The organism is Taylorella equigenitalis ATCC 35865 (genome assembly GCF_000276685.1).
Lineage (GTDB): Bacteria > Pseudomonadota > Gammaproteobacteria > Burkholderiales > Burkholderiaceae_B > Taylorella > Taylorella equigenitalis.
In genome coordinates, this window is record NC_018108.1 from 128,648 (window position 1) to 146,296 (window position 17,649).

Annotated in this window: 26 protein-coding genes; 12 read left to right on the top strand and 14 right to left on the bottom strand. The window is 32.3% G+C overall.

Features of this window, described 5'->3' with window-relative positions:
- Nucleotides 1-33: 33 nt before the first annotated feature.
- From KUI_RS00605 to KUI_RS08035, 7 genes are all read right to left on the bottom strand, one after another.
- Nucleotides 34-1,209, bottom strand: coding sequence for an AAA family ATPase (locus KUI_RS00605; protein ID WP_014840044.1), 1,176 nt, complete (start codon nt 1,207-1,209; stop codon nt 34-36).
- A 724-nt stretch (nt 1,210-1,933) separates the two neighbouring features.
- A complete protein-coding gene (locus KUI_RS08425; protein ID WP_014840047.1) occupies nt 1,934-2,356 on the bottom strand; it encodes a hypothetical protein in 423 nt (140 codons plus the stop codon).
- A gap of 54 nt (nt 2,357-2,410) precedes the next feature.
- Nucleotides 2,411-2,818: a hypothetical protein gene (locus KUI_RS00620; protein ID WP_014840048.1), complete on the bottom strand. Its 408-nt coding sequence runs from the start codon at nt 2,816-2,818 to the stop codon at nt 2,411-2,413.
- On the bottom strand, nt 2,815-3,042 hold the full coding sequence (locus tag KUI_RS08645; protein WP_049886013.1) for a T6SS effector amidase Tae4 family protein: 228 nt from the start codon (nt 3,040-3,042) through the stop codon (nt 2,815-2,817). Before KUI_RS08645 ends, KUI_RS00620 begins: the two co-directional genes overlap by 4 nt.
- A 3-nt stretch (nt 3,043-3,045) precedes the next feature.
- Nucleotides 3,046-3,339, bottom strand: a complete 294-nt coding sequence (locus KUI_RS08030; protein ID WP_049886014.1) for a T6SS effector amidase Tae4 family protein — start codon at nt 3,337-3,339, stop codon at nt 3,046-3,048.
- A 261-nt stretch (nt 3,340-3,600) separates the two neighbouring features.
- On the bottom strand, nt 3,601-4,008 hold the full coding sequence (locus KUI_RS00630; RefSeq protein WP_014840049.1) for a hypothetical protein: 408 nt from the start codon (nt 4,006-4,008) through the stop codon (nt 3,601-3,603).
- Nucleotides 4,005-4,529, bottom strand: a complete 525-nt coding sequence (locus KUI_RS08035; RefSeq protein ID WP_014840050.1) for a T6SS effector amidase Tae4 family protein — start codon at nt 4,527-4,529, stop codon at nt 4,005-4,007. Before KUI_RS08035 ends, KUI_RS00630 begins: the two co-directional genes overlap by 4 nt.
- 595 nt (nt 4,530-5,124) lie before the next feature.
- On the opposite strand from KUI_RS08035, the gene KUI_RS00640 reads away from it, so the two are divergent.
- Nucleotides 5,125-5,595 (top strand): hypothetical protein, encoded by a 471-nt coding sequence (locus KUI_RS00640; protein WP_225972098.1) that lies wholly within the window; start codon nt 5,125-5,127, stop codon nt 5,593-5,595.
- Here KUI_RS00640 and KUI_RS00645 read toward each other — a convergent pair.
- Nucleotides 5,592-5,777, bottom strand: coding sequence for a hypothetical protein (locus KUI_RS00645; protein ID WP_044953899.1), 186 nt, complete (start codon nt 5,775-5,777; stop codon nt 5,592-5,594). The genes KUI_RS00640 and KUI_RS00645 overlap by 4 nt on opposite strands.
- Nucleotides 5,778-6,175: 398 nt before the next feature.
- Between KUI_RS00645 and KUI_RS00650 the strand changes: the two genes are divergently transcribed.
- The 4 genes from KUI_RS00650 to KUI_RS00665 all read left to right on the top strand — a co-directional run bounded on the left by KUI_RS00650 (nt 6,176) and on the right by KUI_RS00665 (nt 8,319).
- The gene (locus KUI_RS00650; RefSeq protein WP_238530852.1) at nt 6,176-6,622 is read left to right on the top strand and encodes a hypothetical protein; all 447 of its coding nucleotides are present in this window, start codon (nt 6,176-6,178) and stop codon (nt 6,620-6,622) included.
- Nucleotides 6,619-7,239, top strand: a complete 621-nt coding sequence (locus KUI_RS00655; protein ID WP_014840052.1) for a hypothetical protein — start codon at nt 6,619-6,621, stop codon at nt 7,237-7,239. The genes KUI_RS00650 and KUI_RS00655 overlap by 4 nt, the downstream gene beginning before the upstream one ends.
- Before the next feature lie 242 nt (nt 7,240-7,481).
- Entirely contained in the window at nt 7,482-7,988 is a 507-nt protein-coding gene (locus tag KUI_RS00660; protein ID WP_126476005.1) for a hypothetical protein, read from the top strand.
- A 145-nt stretch (nt 7,989-8,133) separates the two neighbouring features.
- Entirely contained in the window at nt 8,134-8,319 is a 186-nt protein-coding gene (locus KUI_RS00665) for a hypothetical protein (protein WP_044953899.1), read from the top strand.
- On the opposite strand, the gene KUI_RS00670 is transcribed toward KUI_RS00665, so the two are convergent.
- The gene (locus tag KUI_RS00670; protein WP_225972100.1) at nt 8,316-8,786 is read right to left on the bottom strand and encodes a hypothetical protein; all 471 of its coding nucleotides are present in this window, start codon (nt 8,784-8,786) and stop codon (nt 8,316-8,318) included. The genes KUI_RS00665 and KUI_RS00670 overlap by 4 nt on opposite strands.
- Nucleotides 8,787-8,872: 86 nt before the next feature.
- Nucleotides 8,873-9,376 (bottom strand): DUF2778 domain-containing protein, encoded by a 504-nt coding sequence (locus tag KUI_RS00675; RefSeq protein ID WP_014840054.1) that lies wholly within the window; start codon nt 9,374-9,376, stop codon nt 8,873-8,875.
- Between the two features lie 1,376 nt (nt 9,377-10,752).
- On the opposite strand from KUI_RS00675, the gene KUI_RS00680 reads away from it, so the two are divergent.
- The 7 genes from KUI_RS00680 to KUI_RS00705 all read left to right on the top strand — a co-directional run bounded on the left by KUI_RS00680 (nt 10,753) and on the right by KUI_RS00705 (nt 15,079).
- Entirely contained in the window at nt 10,753-11,100 is a 348-nt protein-coding gene (locus KUI_RS00680) for a T6SS effector amidase Tae4 family protein (RefSeq protein ID WP_014840056.1), read from the top strand.
- Nucleotides 11,100-11,255 (top strand): hypothetical protein, encoded by a 156-nt coding sequence (locus tag KUI_RS08235; protein ID WP_014840057.1) that lies wholly within the window; start codon nt 11,100-11,102, stop codon nt 11,253-11,255. Before KUI_RS00680 ends, KUI_RS08235 begins: the two co-directional genes overlap by 1 nt.
- Nucleotides 11,237-11,887 carry a hypothetical protein gene (locus KUI_RS00685; RefSeq protein WP_100248691.1) on the top strand — a complete coding sequence of 217 codons (651 nt, stop codon included), beginning with the start codon at nt 11,237-11,239 and terminating at the stop codon, nt 11,885-11,887. Before KUI_RS08235 ends, KUI_RS00685 begins: the two co-directional genes overlap by 19 nt.
- Nucleotides 11,884-12,522, top strand: coding sequence for a hypothetical protein (locus tag KUI_RS00690; protein WP_100248692.1), 639 nt, complete (start codon nt 11,884-11,886; stop codon nt 12,520-12,522). The genes KUI_RS00685 and KUI_RS00690 overlap by 4 nt, the downstream gene beginning before the upstream one ends.
- Nucleotides 12,515-13,189 (top strand): hypothetical protein, encoded by a 675-nt coding sequence (locus KUI_RS00695; RefSeq protein ID WP_100248693.1) that lies wholly within the window; start codon nt 12,515-12,517, stop codon nt 13,187-13,189. The genes KUI_RS00690 and KUI_RS00695 overlap by 8 nt, the downstream gene beginning before the upstream one ends.
- A gap of 1 nt (nt 13,190) precedes the next feature.
- Nucleotides 13,191-13,832, top strand: coding sequence for a hypothetical protein (locus KUI_RS00700; protein WP_014840061.1), 642 nt, complete (start codon nt 13,191-13,193; stop codon nt 13,830-13,832).
- 713 nt (nt 13,833-14,545) lie between these two features.
- The gene (locus tag KUI_RS00705; protein ID WP_014840063.1) at nt 14,546-15,079 is read left to right on the top strand and encodes a hypothetical protein; all 534 of its coding nucleotides are present in this window, start codon (nt 14,546-14,548) and stop codon (nt 15,077-15,079) included.
- A gap of 53 nt (nt 15,080-15,132) precedes the next feature.
- On the opposite strand, the gene secB is transcribed toward KUI_RS00705, so the two are convergent.
- The 4 genes from secB to KUI_RS00725 all read right to left on the bottom strand — a co-directional run bounded on the left by secB (nt 15,133) and on the right by KUI_RS00725 (nt 17,616).
- Complete coding sequence (gene secB, locus KUI_RS00710) at nt 15,133-15,768, bottom strand: protein-export chaperone SecB (protein WP_013521913.1); 636 nt, start codon at nt 15,766-15,768, stop codon at nt 15,133-15,135.
- Between the two features lie 63 nt (nt 15,769-15,831).
- A complete protein-coding gene (locus tag KUI_RS00715) occupies nt 15,832-16,839 on the bottom strand; it encodes an NAD(P)H-dependent glycerol-3-phosphate dehydrogenase (RefSeq protein WP_014840064.1) in 1,008 nt (335 codons plus the stop codon).
- Nucleotides 16,840-16,843: 4 nt separating this feature from the next.
- Nucleotides 16,844-17,197, bottom strand: coding sequence for a glutaredoxin 3 (grxC, locus tag KUI_RS00720; RefSeq protein WP_013521915.1), 354 nt, complete (start codon nt 17,195-17,197; stop codon nt 16,844-16,846).
- A 2-nt stretch (nt 17,198-17,199) separates the two neighbouring features.
- Nucleotides 17,200-17,616 (bottom strand): rhodanese-like domain-containing protein, encoded by a 417-nt coding sequence (locus KUI_RS00725; protein WP_013521916.1) that lies wholly within the window; start codon nt 17,614-17,616, stop codon nt 17,200-17,202.
- Between the last annotated feature and the right edge of the window lie 33 nt (nt 17,617-17,649).

The window sequence follows — 17,649 nt, forward strand, 5'->3', positions numbered from 1 at the left end:
CCCTCAACTAAATACCAATAGACATAGTTCTATCTAGACATCTAATAAATCTTCCAGCTTAGAAGTATCTGGAATGGTACCAAATACATTGTTACGTAAGTAACCAATTAAACTGCGGTCATTTTTCTTTATCTTGTCTTCAGCTTGAACAACACTTGTGTGTTCTTGAGGTTTGTTCATAAATAAATATGAATGTACTGGCAAGTTTAAATCGAGAACATCATAATTGAGAGTTGTATAAAATAACTGGGAGTGTCTAGGTAAATTTTGTATAACAAGGCTAATTATTTTTTGTTCTATTTCAGTGTGCACATAAGCCATAGCCTCATCCACATAAAATATAGAACTTATATCATTATCCCTAAATTGAACCATTACATCGAAGAGTCTGGCTATAGCTAACCCGTTAAAAGTGCCATTGGATAATCGATCTTTGTTTGTTATATCACCATAGGTATCAAGAACCAATTTATCTTTGTTTTTGAAATTGATGGTAAAGCTCTGTAAATTGTGTTCATCATCTTTATTTTCAGATATATTCTCTATCGATGGGTCAAAGGTTTTTAGTACCGCTTCTAGTATTAGATTATTTTTTAATTGAGGCAATTGAGCTAAATCCTTTTGTATATTGGATTCAATTTGATAGAACCATCCAAAACAAGGGTTAGTTAAACCTTGAGAGATTAAAGAGAAAAATTCAAAAGAAAAAATATTTTCCTTAAATTCATAATAATATTTGCTCTTCTTACTGTCTGAAATTAGATTAACCCGTTTCCTAGCTGAATAAACTGTATCTTCTAACCTTAGACGTGTGAAGTAGTAGGTGGCATTTATATGTGGAACATTTTCCAATTTAGACGGATGCCAAACTAGTTTCAGTCGATTGAGTTTCTTATCTTCATCGTTAGGGAAAACATATTCAATTTCTATTTCTGCTTCCGAGGACTTATCATAGATAAATTTTTCTATTGATGGAATACGAGAAAGGCAAACAAGAGCTTGTAAAGCATACAAAAGTTTACCTAGAGAACTTTTCCCGCTTGGATTAGAGCCCGAGATTATACAGACTTTTTTAAATCTGAAATTATTGAACCCTTCAAGAAATTCATCTGGAATAGTACTATGTTTAGATTTTCGCTTAATGCTTAAATCTATAAATATATCTTTAAAAGAAAAAAAATTCTTAATTTTTATCCCAGTAATTATCATGATAAGTTCCAAATTCTGGAAGTTAACTGATTATAAATATAACATGTCCAAAATTATTATTCAACAATTTTGGCTACAAATTTCACCCTAAATATTCCCGTAAAAGTACCCTAGCTACAATACCTTATTTTTCCCACACAAACTTCTTCTGATGAATACTCAAGCAGCCTCATTAAAACAAATTGGCCTTAGATTTGGAATTAAAGGTGGTTTACTTATCTTCTTTGTATATCAAATTATTGATTTAGTAGGTTGGATAATCTAATATGGATTGTTTAGTGTAATTATATTTAAATTGTGCACTTTAGTTATAAAAAATTTTCTAAGTCAATCTGTAATTCCTGATGACTATAATTTTGTACTTAATTTAATGATTGTTACTGCTAGTTTAAATATTCTTTTGGGCTTTTATTCAATATTCTTAAAATACAAAATACTGTGCTTCACAAGGGATAAAAGCAATCCAAAATTACCTAGAAAAATCTTTACAGGCTCAGTTATTTATTTTTAATCTTTTCCCTGAAATAGTCCAACGGAAATAATTTCTGATGATAATAATCAACTACAATATCGTCGCATTTACCATTAAAGGTAAATGTATATTTGCCCATCCCCCAATTTAATTCACTGACCTTAAGATCAACAAAAGAAAGCATATGTTGCTTTAAAAATATCTTAACTTGTTCAGGAAAAGATTCCTGATAAAAAGGTAAGTTTGACGTAACTAGACAAGTGTCTCCATTTTGTTCAAATTTGGTATCATCTTTAGATAATTCACTGTATACTTCATGAAATTCTCGAAAATATTCAGGTGAAAAAACTCATGCATTAAATTTTGGTAGAACACATTTGGACAAGATAAAGTGAAGCCAAAACCAAATCTTACACTATCTGCTTTTACAAGATCTGGTCTCACATTGATGAGTTTTAGATTATCAAAAAGCAATCTATAAAAAATGTATTCTGCATAGAATTTCCAATCTTCATTTTTAATTTCTAATGGCAATATAACTCTACATTGCTCAGATCCAATTAATGGCACTTTGTTATTGCTGAAGTCTTTGCTTATCCCATGTGAAATGAAACCTAAATTAAGAGACAAAACCAAAATTAAAAAGTTTATAAATTTGAAAATTGCTTTATTCATATGAAGTAAATTTTAGCTTTTGGTAAAGCGAGTTAAATTTGGTTGTCGTTGGCACTATCTGGATTTCAATATTTTCTTGTATATATTTCTTAAAAATTTTTCTGTAGAGGGTTTACTAATCAAATCATAACAAGTTGCAATTAATAAGGTTTTGGAGTGGTCTTCACTGTGCTCATAAAAAGTAATGTAATAAGCACTTGATTCTCTTAAAGATTTATTAATATATTCATTAATAGGCGTCATAACCGTTTTAACTTTTAATTCTGAATTACCCTCGTTAAGTGAGTTAGACCAAATTTTTCCCTCTTCAGAAATAGTTTCGTTATTTTGATTAGCCAAACAGCTGGCAAAAGCAAAACTTCTTAAATTATGTAATAGTTTATTGTTTACATGGGTTTTTGAATAAGAGAATGGGGAAGAAACAAATAGTAATAAAAACAAAAAAAACTTAGTTAATTTCATGATAGCTCCCAAAATTGTGTTTTTTTGGTTTTGATATTAGCATTAGAATTCATAATATATCTAGAATAGTTATCATGTTTAGGCTCTCTATATTCCAACCCGTTGAACAAAGCAATATGTCCTGTGGAATTAACCCAGTTTATGTCGAAAATAACAATTCCACTTTTTAGGGCAAATAAATCATCAAAAGGGCTTGTTATATCCAATATGCTTGGTGTTCCCAAAGTCTAAAGAATATATTTTTTTAATTCCCTTACCCTAAATAGTAGGTGATGTCCTTCTTTGGTTTTTAAAGTTTCGAGACCCAATTTTTTAGTTATTGTGGGATCAATTTGGAAATCTGATTTATTTAAAGCAACACTCATTCTACTAGCACATGCATTACCGCTTTCTCCAAAGCCACGTATATTTATATTTCTTTCAACCTGACCGCCTAGCCAAGTATAGAGATCTTTAAGTGTGGAAAATTGTGAGTGCAGAGGAAAATTATTCCATAAATTCAAAAAAATTGGCTTTTTCATAATATCGATGCAAAATTTGAATTTACAAAAATAGTAAAACTTATCTGTTTCTTAAAGATTACACACCTAAATAGTCAATATAAATCTACATTGGCTTTTTTGGCACTTTTCATAACAATAGCATATGTTATGGGATTATGTTTGTTGTCAATGCCGATTTAAGATGTCCACTACTGGATTACCGTTGACAGGGGCTACGATTGTGTATTGGTCAGGTTATAGACTACCTAAAAACTTATTACAAAATACAAATTTCTATACCTACCTAGATTTCAAAACTTTCTTATATATGTTTCTTAAAAATTTTTCTGTAGAGGGTTTGTTGATAAATTCAAAACAGGTAGCTACTTGCAATGTTTTAGTATGATCTTCACTATGTTCGTAAAAGCCAATGTAATATGCACCTGGCTCCTTAAGATATTTATCAACAAATTCATTTATAGGATATAAAACATTATCAAGATCAAATTCTACGTTGCCTTCATTAATATTATTTGCCCATATCCATCCTTCTTGAGACAGAAATTTGTTTTCTTGTGTAGCTAAACAACTTGCAAAAGCAAAACTTCTCAAATCGTCCCATAGTCTTTTATTTTCTTTAGTTGAAGAATATGAGCTTGTGCTTAAAAAAGAAAAAAGAAGCATAAGAAAAATTTTATTTAACTTCATGATATCTCCCAAAATAGACTTCTTTTAGTTTTAATCTTTGGATTCGACTCTTTAACGTATGTCGAATAATCATCATAAGTAGGTTCTCTATAATTTATCCCGTTGTAAAGAGCAACATGACCTGTAGCATTACCAAATGGGATATCAAAAAATACTATCCCACTTTTTAATACGAACAAATCGTCAAATGGGGTTTTAATGTCTTTTATGGTTGGTATTCCTATGGTATGTGTAAGGTATTTCTTTAGTTCATTGACTCTAAAGATAATGTGCGTTTCATCTTTAGCTTTTAGAGTCGTAACATTTAGTTTTTTAGCCAATTTAGGATCAATTAAAAATCCAGATTTGTTCAAAGCAACACTCATCCTGCTTGCACATGCATTACCGCTTTCTCCAAAGCCACGTATATTTATATTTCTTTCAACCTGACCGCCTAGCCAAGTATAGAGATCTTTAAGTGTGGAAAATTGTGAGTGCAGAGGAAAATTATTCCATAAATTCAAAAAAATTGGCTTTTTCATAATATCGATGCAAAATTTGAATTTACAAAAATAGTAAAACTTATCTGTTTCTTAAAGATTACACACCTAAATAGTCAATATAAATCTACATTGGCTTTTTTGGCACTTTTCATAACAATAGCATTTCTTGCCGTTTTAAATCATCGATGAAATACTTATGTAAATATGTTTTATTAGAATCGTCAGTGCTTAAAAATTCCCAAGTATTAATCCAATCTTATGTTAATTTGTCGATTTGAAATCAATAGCTCCAAAAAATCAGCTAAGTTAATTTGTCCTGGTATTGGTACATTTGAAGCTTTTACTGGAAAAGAAGCCTTTTTATACTACATCCCAAGGTTGGAAGTTGTGCTTTATTAGGTTGTATATCACTTACTTATAAAAGTGAATTTGATTTTTTAAGGGCTAAGCTTTTAAACCAAGAGCCGATGAACATTCCAAGCACAAGCATCAGAACATACGGAATCATTCTTGTTAGAGCTCTAGATTCTATTAAAAACGTATGTTAGCTAAAACATTTAAACTTTTACTGGTTATTTTTACTTTCATAGCCATTTATTATTTTGTATTTGAATTGAATGAAGAAGAATTGAAAATGTTCTTCGAACATGACCCTGAACCCTATAATGGCGAATTTGCACTAGATGTAATAATTAAGTTCTGTCTTATTTTTATTCCTATCTCCTCCTTAGCATCTTCAATACTAATCACTTCAATTGTTAATTTCATCAAATTCGATGCCATTAAAGTTATTTCAAATATATGCAAAATAGTTGATCAGATAATAATTTTTATTTTGCTTTTTATTGCACTCGTCTTAACGACATCCACTCTAAATTTAAATCTAGGTTTAAGTATCCTAAATGAAGAAGAAATGGAATATGCATTCACTATTTTTGATGTAATGATGAAATTTGATATGCAATCTGCTGAAGATATTTGGGCTTACGAATATTTTCATGCAGCATTTATTAATTCCCTGGCTGTAATAATTCTGTACGTGCTTTCAAAAATATACGACTTGATTTATTACAAATTTGTAAGCAAACATTTGAAAGCTAGTTAAAAAATATCCCATGTTATGTAAAATTTGTATGGATCAAGTTTGATAACTATATTTTCTCTAGGAGAATAGGCAGAGGACTCCTTTTCTTCCCTAAGGTATTTACGTACAGTATTTCTAGAAACATCAAGCTCTTTTGTGAGCTTAATCGAATAACCCAGCTGATATAAGTTTTTAATGAACAAAATCGCCTCCTCATCTAACTTGAATTGCGACCTAAAAAATCGCTATTCTAACTAATTAGAGGGAGTCCATTTTAATTGCCGATTACACCACAAAATAGTAAAGTGCCATAACCTTATTTTTGTTCAAGTAACTATAAGTTCATAATACTTATTTATATTTATAATGCTTTAAGAATTTTTCTTTCATTAAGTATGGTTTATAAAGGTATAGATTGCTTTAAGCACTCAGATGATGGATTTTGGAGGGTTAAACTGAATAGTCATTTAGAAGTATCTGTTCCCTCTTATACAAGAGTTATTCTTGGTGAGATTAAGAACGATAGGCGATTTTTTTATTTTATGAAGGGTTATATAAAAATCAGGAAGCTTCAATAAGTTTAAAAAATGGTGACCCTTTCATGGGTAGGATGCTTAATTATAGAGAGAATGTTAATTTGGTTTTGAATCTTAATGTTAGTGCTAGTAGCAACGAACAGGAACAAATTGATGGAATCCTTGTAACCCCTATAGGTAACTTGCATTGTAAATCATGGGGTAGACCCTATCACCCAGGGTTTCAAATAATTTTAGACTCTATTTATAGAATTAAGTTTCCTGATTATCCTCATAAAGGATCTACTACATATAATACTGATACACATTTATATAAAGTATGGTTTGGTCTTGAATTACTAATAGGTAGTGAAAACATAACAGACCGCTATCTTCATATTGGACAAACCTCTCATGGTTGTGTGTCATGCTCGGGTGGTGAATTATGGACAAGTTTATGTGAGTACCTATTAACAAGCAGAGTTAAAAATAATTTTGATACTGTAGGGTTTTTAAAGGTTAATTATATATGAACTTAAAAAATAGTTTTATTTATATTTTTGTGTGTGTATTGATTACTATAAATCCATCTTTAGCTAACAATGATAGAAATAAAACTAAAGATGAATTCATTAAAAGTGTCCTGGAAACAAGAGAAAGCTATCCAAAATATAAGATTAATAAATTATTTGAAGAAGGTAAAAAAAAGAAATGGGATTCAAGGGATGAGTTAGTATATCGTCCAAGCCCACAAGGAAAAATTTTCTGTAGTGAAGTTCTTATTTACCCAACTGCAGAATCTGCTTATGAGTGTGCATTCAGTTATTTTATTCCTTATATGGCATATAGATCCGAAGTAAGTCCAGAATCTAATGAAATGATGCATTTGTGGATAAGTATCTACTTAGAACTAGCTAGAATATTGTTAGAGAAATATGACCATCACTATGCGTATTATTACTCCAAATACGATAATAAGGACTTTTGGCAAGATAAAGTAAATCATCTGCAGAATTGTTTGGATAAATACACAGCAAATTTTTCAAATAAAGATATAGATATGTCATGCATTACACCTATAAGATCACCTTATTTAAATAAACCGAGGAGATTACCAAAAGAGGTGTTAAGGAGAATTTTAGAGAATTAATATCTTGGAAGTCTGCAACTCTTTTTTGGGGAAAAAAGTTTCGCATATTCAGACTTGCATATAAAAATTTATGAGCCTGTAATTTTCATGTATAACTCATCACCTAAACTTCCAAATAAGCAACCCATTTTGGCTCTGTTGAATGTGATTTATGAATAAAGTTTTAAGGTTGTTTTTCGCATTAATTTTATCTAGCTTTTCTGAGTGTGTACTTTCATCACCAGAAATAGATGCTGAAGCTATTGTTCAAAAAATATTCAAGAAAGAATGTTTCAGAGGCTGATAAGAACAAATTCGTTAAGGCTTTGCAGCAAGATATAATTAGAGAACATTACTATGGACCATATGGTCTATTTAAGTATTACTGTGCACCGAATTATCCTACTTTAGAAACTTTGTTTAAATGCGAACATGCACTTTATTTTATAGCATTAACAAAATTTAAAGATAAAGATAATGACCTATCTGTACTCAATGATATTGAATCGAGATTATTAGCGGTTAATAAGATATTAGCCAAATTAACTCCCAATGATGAAATATTCACACACCCAAGATTGAACAATAAAAAATATTGGGAAAAAAGGGCTGACATATTATTAAAGTGTGTGGAATTATTTAGAACTTCGGGAAAGCCAGTTACAACTAGTGAATGTAAAAAAGTAACTCCTTCTGCACTCACAGGAAAGCCCTGGAGGTTTGTGCCTGAGTTTAAAAAAACTCTCGACAAGGTTCCACTAGTTGAGTAGCTATTTTAAAAAACTGTCATTATGTATACAATTTTGTTGTCGGCAATCGTAAAATGACCCCAGTCGGCAATTAAAATGGACTCCCTCTAATTAGTTAGAATAGCGATTTTTTAGGTCGCAATTCAAGTTAGATGAGGAGGCGATTTTGTTCATTAAAAACTTATATCAGCTGGGTTATTCGATTAAGCTCACAAAAGAGCTTGATGTTTCTAGAAATACTGTACGTAAATACCTTAGGGAAGAAAAGGAGTCCTCTGCCTATTCTCCTAGAGAAAATATAGTTATCAAACTTGATCCATACAAATTTTACATAACATGGGATATTTTTTAACTAGCTTTCAAATGTTTGCTTACAAATTTGTAATAAATCAAGTCGTATATTTTTGAAAGCACGTACAGAATTATTACAGCCAGGGAATTAATAAATGCTGCATGAAAATATTCGTAAGCCCAAATATCTTCAGCAGATTGCATATCAAATTTCATCATTACATCAAAAATAGTGAATGCATATTCCATTTCTTCTTCATTTAGGATACTTAAACCTAGATTTAAATTTAGAGTGGATGTCGTTAAGACGAGTGCAATAAAAAGCAAAATAAAAATTATTATCTGATCAATTATTTTGTGTATATTTGAAAGAACATTAATGGCATCGAATTTGATGAAATTAACAATAGAAGTGATTAGTATTGAAGATGCTAAGGAGGAGATAGGAATAAAAATAAGACAGAACTTAATTATTACACCTAGTGCAAATTCGCCATCATAGGGGTCAGGGTCATGTTCGAAGAACATTTTCAATTCTTCTTCATTCAATTCAAATACAAAATAATAAATGGCTATGAAAGTAAAAATAACCAGTAAAAGTTTAAAGGTTTTAGCTAACATACGTTTTTAATAGAATCTAGAGCTCTAACAAGAATGATCCCGTATGTTCTGATGCTTGTGTTTGGAATGTTCATCGGCTCTTGGTTTAAAAGCTTAGCCCTTAAAAAATCAAATTCACTTTTATATGTAAGGGTTATACAACCTAATGAAGCACCTCTTCCAACCTTGGGATGGAGTCTAAAAAGGCTTCTTTCATTTGAATTATAAGTCGTAAAGTCGTCAATTTTATTATCGACTCTAAATAGAGCAAACCAGTCATCTTTCAGTGTTGGTTTGGGATTAATACCGAAATACTTAAGAGTTTCCTTGTAATGTCCCAAAGGTCTATCAACAATCCAGTAACTACCTGGAGGAATAGGAGCGTAGGTTATATGAGCACACTCCAATCTATTGGTATAGGGTTCTTTTCCAGTAAAAGCTTCAAATGTACCAATACCAGGACAAATCAACTTAGCTGATTTTTTGGAGCTATTGATTTCAAATCGACAAATAAGCATGAAATTAGTATGATTACTCTAAATATTTACTACTTACAATGATAATGAATCTTATTTTCATTATTGTTTCAATGGTAATTTCAGATTGACTATTGCAATTATATATTTGAAATTTTAAATCGTATAAGGCAGAAAACGTAGTCCAGGGGTGAATGATATCGCAAAGAAGCAAATGAGAAATGTCAAATGCAGTTCAGATATGTCTGCTAGCTAATGTTTTAAATCTTTATGAAACAGATAAATTTTAGTATTTCGGAAAATTAAAATAATTGAATTGTTAATATAAAAAATTTATTTTTTAAATTCATTAAATAAATTTTCGTAACACTCGCAATAACCCATTTGCTAATACCTTTATACGAGGCTTTGGATAAAGCGGTAATGCATGTGCTAGTAGGATTAGTGTTGCTTAGAATAAGTCGGGTTTATAAATTGATTCCATAATAATTAAGAAACTGAAAATAAAAACTTTAAAGGCTAAAGTTGGAACGCTCATTAACTTTAGAATGAGTGAACTTAAGAAATACCTTACACATATCATAGGAGCTCCAAGCTTAAAATACATTAAAACCCCATTTGATGATTAGTTAAAATTGAAAAGTGAGATATTTTTTTGATATCCCATTTGGTAAAGCTACAGCCCTATTCACTCTAAAGAATGGGACAAATTATAGATAACCTACCTTCGATGATTACTTTACATATGTCAAAGAGTCAAATCCAAAAAAATAAAACTCAAAGAAGTTTATTTTGGGGGATAGTATGAGATTTATTAAATTTAAGTATTTTTATTCTATCCGTTTTAGGTTCAATCTCTTAATCAGCATCTAAAGAAAACAAAGGAATATGGCATAATTTGAGAAGTTTTACTTTTTTCAAGTTGTTTTGCTGGACAAGACAACAAAATCTTGTCTCTAGAAGGGATTATATGGGCCAAAATATATATGAAGGCAACTTAGAATTTGACCTTGATAATGTTATATTTCCTATAAATGAATTAATTTATAAATCGCTAAAGGAGCCTATTACGTATTACATTGGTTTTTATAAACCTAGTGAAGATCATACTTAAACATTACTAGTAGCTACTTGTTTTGAATATGTGAATAACCCATCTAAGATGAATTTATAAGAAATAAATACAAAAGAATTTTGAAATCTCGATAGGATATATTAAGTTTTTATGAAATTCATTTGCTCCTTGAATTTATTTCAAACAAAATATTATTCTGAACAATAGGAAAATATGGCTAAATACAGGGTGTTATACACTTATTGTATAAGAGTGGGATATATTATATTGCGATTGACACATTGGTTTAACTTATTTGGTAGATAATAGAAATTAATCACCTTTTTTAAATTTAGAAACCGTTATGAGCCGACCACAATACATTGATCTAACAAAACAATATCCTCAAAGAAGTTTATATAAAGATTATATTACGTTGCATAAACATTTGGGGGGTACTGCAGCACTAAATTTAGGTAAAGAGTTCATTAATACTTGTGCTACACGTATAAGTGTCGCCCTTAATGGTGCAGGTCATACAATTGACTCCTATTATTTAAATAAAATTGGTTTCCAATATTTTTCAGACAAAAATAAAAAACCGATAATCTATAGATTAGATGTATTAGTTAAATATTTGACTTATAAGTGGGGTAAACCAGAAATTTCTAAAAAAATACTATTGAAGATTTTGGTAGAAATAAGGGAATAATGTATTTTAATATAGCTTTTAAAGATGCTTCAGGGCATATAACACTTTTTAATGGATCTGGAACTAATTTTGGAAAATTCCCTGATATGGTCCATGACGATTATTTTGGTCATAAGGCTTTGAATTACGTGAGTTTATGGATATTAAAAGATTAGTACCAAAATTAGTGATAATTTTTTACTTTGTTGCCTTTATGGTTCTAAAAGCCGATGCTAAGGCACCTGAAGCGGATTATCCTAAGGAAATTTTATTTGCGACTTGTCTAGCCTCACAAAATCTTAATGTTTATAAAGAGCAAGGAGAGATTTGGTTAAATGATTTGCGAAGCTCCTATCAAAAAAATCCTAAAAACTTTGATCAACTATTCAAGAATTCTGTAGAGTCAATATCTTCATTGCCAATTCCATATTTTTCCGTAACAAAAAACAGATATCAGGAACCCGATCGCTTTTATACAAACCCTCTTTTCGTCTGCCATAGATATGTGGATTTGATTGCGGATGAAAGGTCTAAGAATTTTTCTATGAATGAACTTTTGTTTAAGGGTATAGAAACGTTTTACGAAAAAAACATTATTTTTGTAAATTGTATGAGTGAATTAACTAATAATTCTTTTGGTGGTTTAGATTTTATAGAAGGTACAGAAGCCGAAATCAAGTTAAGTAGAGAGTTCAAGGATGCATTGCCACTTATACAAGATTTAATCAAAAAAGATAACTCTGATTTGAAATCGGTACCTGCGAAATACTGCTACCATTTTCAGCAAAGGCAAAGTAGACAAAGATGAAATTAATAAATTCTCTCTTGATTTACATAAGTATGATTAGTTGTACTTCAGTAAATGCAAAATACTTTATAGACAATATAGAGCAGGTTGAGGAGGAAATGGCCTTTGCAATTTGTCTTGAAAATCAACCCCATCCATATCTAGCAAACCAGGGCAATGAATGGCGTAAAAAACTAATTTCCAGAACGTCAGGACTGCTCGATTCTTCTGAGTTTTATGATTTTAAAATTCTTTATTTTCTATGGAATTTCCCTCAGCTTTTTGATGAGGATAGAATTAGTAAAAAATATTTTTCAAATGGACTTTTCTTTTGTAAGCGTGCTGTTGAGCAAAGAAAATATTTTGAAAAGTATGAAGACGATTCTCTAAAAAGTTTTTTACAAATTCAAAAAAAGGAAATGATTGAAGGTCTTTCATTCGAGTTTTGTTTGCAGTCATATTCAAACGAATATTTGTCAAACCTATCACACTCCTATCAAGACAGAAATATTCAATTTGACAGCGACTTTGTAAATAAAATTAAAAACATTTCAATCCTTCAAAATACTGACTCCGAATCGCCCATTATGACGTGCTATCAAAAAACTAAGGGTACTCAATTGCAGTCATTCATTAAGGAGTATTTCAGTGAATAAGTATTTCTTTTTATTGATTTACATGTTTTCTAACAGTGCTTTTGCAAATGATTTAAACGTAAAAGAAGCTGCATTGATTTCATGTTTTTCGTTACAGCAACACCCACTTTTAGTGCAAAACGCCCTAGAGTGGGAGCAGGAATATAAAACAAATGATTGGTTTGATGAAAGCCAATACACAAAAATTTATAAATCTGTTTTAGAAATTGAAAAATCTCATCCAATGCATTTTCGCGAAAATACACAGAGTAACTGTGTTTCATGTTCTCAGAGTAGTCATATTGCTGAACCCATATATCACTGTTCTCTTGTATCAAACATGTTATCTAGAAATCCTCCGCCTCAAGAATATAAAAATATTAAATTTTCACCACTCACAAAAAAAGAAGCTATTGAAAACTTAATTGTAGAAAAATGCATTTCCCAGTCAGGAGATATTTTTTTTATCAGTCAGTCAAATAGTACATCTACTCGTATGTCAAATGATTTATCTGTATTGGATGAACATTTAGATTTTATAAATAATACGTTATTGCCTAAAGTGAAAGACTTTGCCAGTGAAAATTTTAGAAATTATCATGATCTAAATGGTGTGCTTAAGTTTTGCTTCAAGTTGTCTGAAAAGCCTGAAATACATTCGATATTGAAAAATAATTTTGAGGATTGATATGAACTTACTCTATAGTCAGATAACACTTTTTATAAGTAGTTTAATATTAATATCTCTTCCATCATTCTCAAATGAAAATGTTGACAATCTAGAGGAAGAAATTGCATTTTTTTCTTGTCTTCAGATGCAGGATGACGATATTTACAAAACAATGGGGAATTCTTGGAAGAAGGATTTTCTAAAGGAAAATCCAGTACATGATATCAATAGACGGAATGTAGGTAAGGCTGTAAAGTCGCTTGTTTCATCATTGCCACTAAAAGAATATATGTACTTGAAGCCAGAGTCAGATGGCGTGCCTAAGATTAATCAAAATGTATTTTATCTATGTAAGCGAGTATCTTATAACTTAAATATAATGTCGCCCCCAATTTCTATGGATTATAAAAATTGGAAAATTGAGGAGTTTCCGATTATTAGCGATGAAGAAATGGGAGAAATTATAGCTTTCGAGGGATGTATGGCTAAACTGGGGCATGAGTCGTTTATTAAAATGTCCAAACCCAAAATTTACACTGAACAAATTAAAAAGCTAGGCGACGAATTAAGAAAATTTGACTTAAAAGATAGTGACTTGGCTGTTCGTGAATGTTTTAATTTCTCGAAAAAAGGACGCATAAAATCATTTACGGGAAAATAAGGCACTCATTAATTTTGCCTAAGATGTTGATGTTTATGCGTTTAAGTTGGGTACCCCATAAAAACCCAAGAAGACAGAAATTATACTGATATCAATTGTTACTTCGAAATTAACTGACTAATAATCAAGCAAAACTCACCATTTCGCTCGAAACTTAGTCGAATATTCTACCTACTTTTGAGTAATATTTGAATATCACATAGTGTTTTTTAAGTTTAGGCACTTCCGTGATTTGGAGAATTTGAGGAACGCTTCATAATCAAGTATCCTGAGTTGCTTGCGGATATAACTAAGGTTTTGAGTTCTCCTATCGGGTGATTGACCAATGCTTCTAATATATTGCGAACTCTTGATTCAAAGTTTGGCGTGAAAATATGAAACTAGTGCTTACAAGCGGAAAGTTTCAAAGTCTACTGAAATCGATTTCATTGCCCGTAAGGGAGTTCATCAGTTATATATTCAATCAGCCCTAAATATGGATGCGGATTCAAAGCAAGTGCAAGAGCTTAGACCTTTGAGAGCTGTAAGAGATAATTTTTCAAAAGTAGTAATATCTAAATCATTGAACGTAGAATGAGCAGGGGTAAAGGCTTGTCGCATACTGAACAAAGATACAAAAATTTGAGAGAGAAAACATTTCTCCTAAGCAAGAAAATCACGTCGCTCCAAAAATACTTGAGGACAATGATTTATGTAGGGAATAGGGTGCCTGCGTGCAAGTAATTTACGAATGGCTAATTTGGGCCGTCGATAAAGTATGGCCATTGCCAATAATTTTCTATATCCTCTACGCATTTGCTCATGTTGTTCGTGTGCTGATTTTTAGAGCTTTAGGTGTCCGTAGTGTTTATGGCTATGGACTATCTATGATTTTTCATCCGCTATGGTGGATTATTCCAACAGTTTTGAATTTTATTATTGTTTTAATTGCCATGCTCTCATTAGAGGAATTCGTTTCGAGTTATGTAGGAAAGCATGGTGTCCAAACAGAAGCGTTTATTGTAAATCGTGAGAGTTCATCGATACTAGTGAATTACGAAGATACTTTACGAATCACATTGAGCTACAAGACTCATGATAAAGAAGATGTGACGGTAAGCTATTTAACTTCCAGCAATCCCTATTATCCGCCTACGGACTTCTCTAGTGAACCCAACAAAGGTGAAGTGGTTAACATCAAATATCTAAGACATAGACCTACTACTTTTGTTATTTTGAAAGATGAGAATTCAAGTATAAGTGATTGATGAAAAAAAAAGGGGTCTCGAATAAGACCCCTATAATGCATTTAATAGTAGTATTAGTTTGGTGCTTGGCTACCTTGAGTTCCAGGAGTTGCTCCCGAAGCTCCAGCAGATTCACCTTGCTGTGCGGCTTGTTGTTTTTGAGCTTCTTGGATACGTGCTTGTAGATTTTGCTCGTATAAAGCTTGGAAGTTTATGTCAGCTAAATTAAGTTGTGGAAGACCTGTACGTGTAACCATATCAGCAAGATTTACGCGCAAGTAATTGAACAAGTTAGCAGGACATACGATACCAAGCAATTGATCGATTTCTTGAACTTCAAAACCAGTAATTTCAAATATACCAGCTTGAGTGCCTTCTAACATATAAAGCGTGTGTTGACCAATTTTTGCATGCACAGTAGCACGAACTAACGAATGGAAGAATCTGTCAGACAAAGGCTCTGCTCCGATATTTACTGAAATCTCGTATTGAGGATTTTCTTCTGCCATAAAAATATGTGGAGCGTTAGGCATCTCAAGAGAGCTTTCTTTCAAATATGTTCTTTGTAGAGTAAATGATTTTTGCTGTTCTTGTGGTTTATCTTCGCCAATTTTACGGATAGAAGGTTCGCCACGAGATTGATCTGCAGATTCTGTAGAACCATTAGATTGTGCGTTTTCTTGATTTAAGTTTTTGTTTTCTTCTGACATAATGTCCTCAAGTTGAATTCAGTTTAATTTTCCAATTGTATTGTATATATATTACAAATAATATTACTCAGATTTTGCGTCGCGAATCAATAATTTGCGTACCGCATCGAGTGGTTGAACACCACCAAATAAAACATCGCAAACTGCCTCTGTAATTGGCAATGCTACTCCTAACTCATTAGCCTTAGATAAAGTAATTTGAGCACAACGTACACCCTCTGCCGTAAGCCCAGAACTCAGGATATCCTCTAAACTTCGCCCCGATGCAATGGCTAGACCAACTTGCCGATTTCTTGATAAATCACCTGTAGCAGTTAGTACTAAATCGCCCATACCAGTGAGACCATAAAACGTCGAATGCAAAGCCCCCATGGCTACGCCTAATCGTGACATTTCAGTTAAACCACGTGTAATCAATGCCGCACGAGCATTAAGCCCAAGCCCAAGTCCATCACTTATACCACATGCAATAGCAATAATATTCTTAAGTGCCCCGCCGACCTCTACGCCAACAACATCAGAACTGCCATACACGCGACATGACCCGTTATGCAAAACATTTGTAGCGATTTCAATGACCATATCACTAGCAGTCGCAACAGTAAGAGCAACGGGTAACCCTTGAATTACTTCCTTTGCAAATGACGGTCCAGAAAGAACACCAACTTCAGTAAAACCGCTTTCCTTAGCAATAATCTCATGAGGCAACAATCCTGTATCCGATTCAAATCCCTTACATGTCCATACTATGGGGATATCTGCAGGCAACCACTTACTCCATTGGATTACACCATCTCTCATGCCCGCAACTGGCAATGCTAATATGACTAAAAATCCATCAGCATCACCAGTTAAAAAATCCTTAGCTTCTTCGAAAGAACAGGTACCTCGTACCCTATCCTGAATAGGAAATTCTGACAAATAACTAGGGTTGTGATGTGTGGAATTTATTGCTTCTACTTGCTTACAGTCACGTGACCATAGAAGAACTTCGCCCTTTAAGCTAGCTAATGTAGCCAAGGCTGTACCCCAACTACCAGCTCCTATGACCAAAGTCCTGTAAGTGAACATAAATCTAGTTAGAGTTGCTGTTTTCGGTTTCGTCTGAACCTTTACCGCCACAAGCACCACAACAACCGCCCTCACCAGTGCAGCCACCTTTTGTGCTTTCCGCTGATAACTTAGAATCTAGACCGCCCTCGGCGTTAAGTTTCACTAAATCGTCGCAACCTCCGATATGTTCGTCATTAATAAAAATTTGAGGTACGGTTGTACGACCGCCAGAACGAGAAACCATTTCAGCTTTAGCTGAGGGGTCAGATTCTACATTAATTTTTTCAATATCGGTAACGCCTTTCTCGCGTAACAACTTATCCGCCTTCATACAGTAAGGACAAGTTGGTTTGTAGTACATCGTGATATTAGCCATAGCTACTCCTTCGATTTTTTCTTTGATTTAAGTGGCAGACCCTCATTTTTCCATGCGGTCAATCCATCTTTTAAAGTATACACATTTTCAATATTAAGTTTTTTCAATATGCCTGCAGCTTCCTGAGCAGTACGACCTGTATCACATACTAGAATAAGTGGTTTTTTTGGCAATGTACTCGCTTTGGATTCGAGTGTTGATTTAGGGAAATTTTTAGATTGAGCAATATGACTTTCTTGAAAAGCCTCTGGTGCTCTAATGTCTATAAATTGTGCGTGCTCAGTGTTACTTAATCGAACTGCCTCTTGAGGTGTAAGTGAGCTTAGACCGCCCTTACGTGAACTTAGTAGGAGCAGTATGCCAGAACCTATTGCTGCTAAGAGAAACAAATAGTTATTGTTATGTAAAAGAAAATCCACTTAAAAATACCTTGAATTCATTGAATAATTTAG

Bases quoted from the DNA above. Each gene is read 5' to 3' on its own strand.
- KUI_RS00605 (WP_014840044.1), bottom strand. From the start codon at position 1,209: ATGATAATTACTGGGATAAAAATTAAGAATTTTTTTTCTTTTAAAGAT.
- KUI_RS08425 (WP_014840047.1), bottom strand. From the start codon at position 2,356: ATGAATAAAGCAATTTTCAAATTTATAAACTTTTTAATTTTGGTTTTG.
- KUI_RS00620 (WP_014840048.1), bottom strand. From the start codon at position 2,818: ATGAAATTAACTAAGTTTTTTTTGTTTTTATTACTATTTGTTTCTTCC.
- KUI_RS08030 (WP_049886014.1), bottom strand. From the start codon at position 3,339: ATGAAAAAGCCAATTTTTTTGAATTTATGGAATAATTTTCCTCTGCAC.
- KUI_RS00630 (WP_014840049.1), bottom strand. From the start codon at position 4,008: ATGAAGTTAAATAAAATTTTTCTTATGCTTCTTTTTTCTTTTTTAAGC.
- KUI_RS08035 (WP_014840050.1), bottom strand. From the start codon at position 4,529: ATGAAAAAGCCAATTTTTTTGAATTTATGGAATAATTTTCCTCTGCAC.
- KUI_RS00640 (WP_225972098.1), top strand. From the start codon at position 5,125: ATGTTCTTCGAACATGACCCTGAACCCTATAATGGCGAATTTGCACTA.
- KUI_RS00650 (WP_238530852.1), top strand. From the start codon at position 6,176: ATGGGTAGGATGCTTAATTATAGAGAGAATGTTAATTTGGTTTTGAAT.
- KUI_RS00655 (WP_014840052.1), top strand. From the start codon at position 6,619: ATGAACTTAAAAAATAGTTTTATTTATATTTTTGTGTGTGTATTGATT.
- KUI_RS00670 (WP_225972100.1), bottom strand. From the start codon at position 8,786: ATGTTCTTCGAACATGACCCTGACCCCTATGATGGCGAATTTGCACTA.
- KUI_RS00675 (WP_014840054.1), bottom strand. From the start codon at position 9,376: ATGCTTATTTGTCGATTTGAAATCAATAGCTCCAAAAAATCAGCTAAG.
- KUI_RS00680 (WP_014840056.1), top strand. From the start codon at position 10,753: ATGAGCCGACCACAATACATTGATCTAACAAAACAATATCCTCAAAGA.
- KUI_RS08235 (WP_014840057.1), top strand. From the start codon at position 11,100: ATGTATTTTAATATAGCTTTTAAAGATGCTTCAGGGCATATAACACTT.
- KUI_RS00685 (WP_100248691.1), top strand. From the start codon at position 11,237: ATGGATATTAAAAGATTAGTACCAAAATTAGTGATAATTTTTTACTTT.
- KUI_RS00690 (WP_100248692.1), top strand. From the start codon at position 11,884: ATGAAATTAATAAATTCTCTCTTGATTTACATAAGTATGATTAGTTGT.
- KUI_RS00700 (WP_014840061.1), top strand. From the start codon at position 13,191: ATGAACTTACTCTATAGTCAGATAACACTTTTTATAAGTAGTTTAATA.
- secB (WP_013521913.1), bottom strand. From the start codon at position 15,768: ATGTCAGAAGAAAACAAAAACTTAAATCAAGAAAACGCACAATCTAAT.
- KUI_RS00715 (WP_014840064.1), bottom strand. From the start codon at position 16,839: ATGTTCACTTACAGGACTTTGGTCATAGGAGCTGGTAGTTGGGGTACA.
- grxC (WP_013521915.1), bottom strand. From the start codon at position 17,197: ATGGCTAATATCACGATGTACTACAAACCAACTTGTCCTTACTGTATG.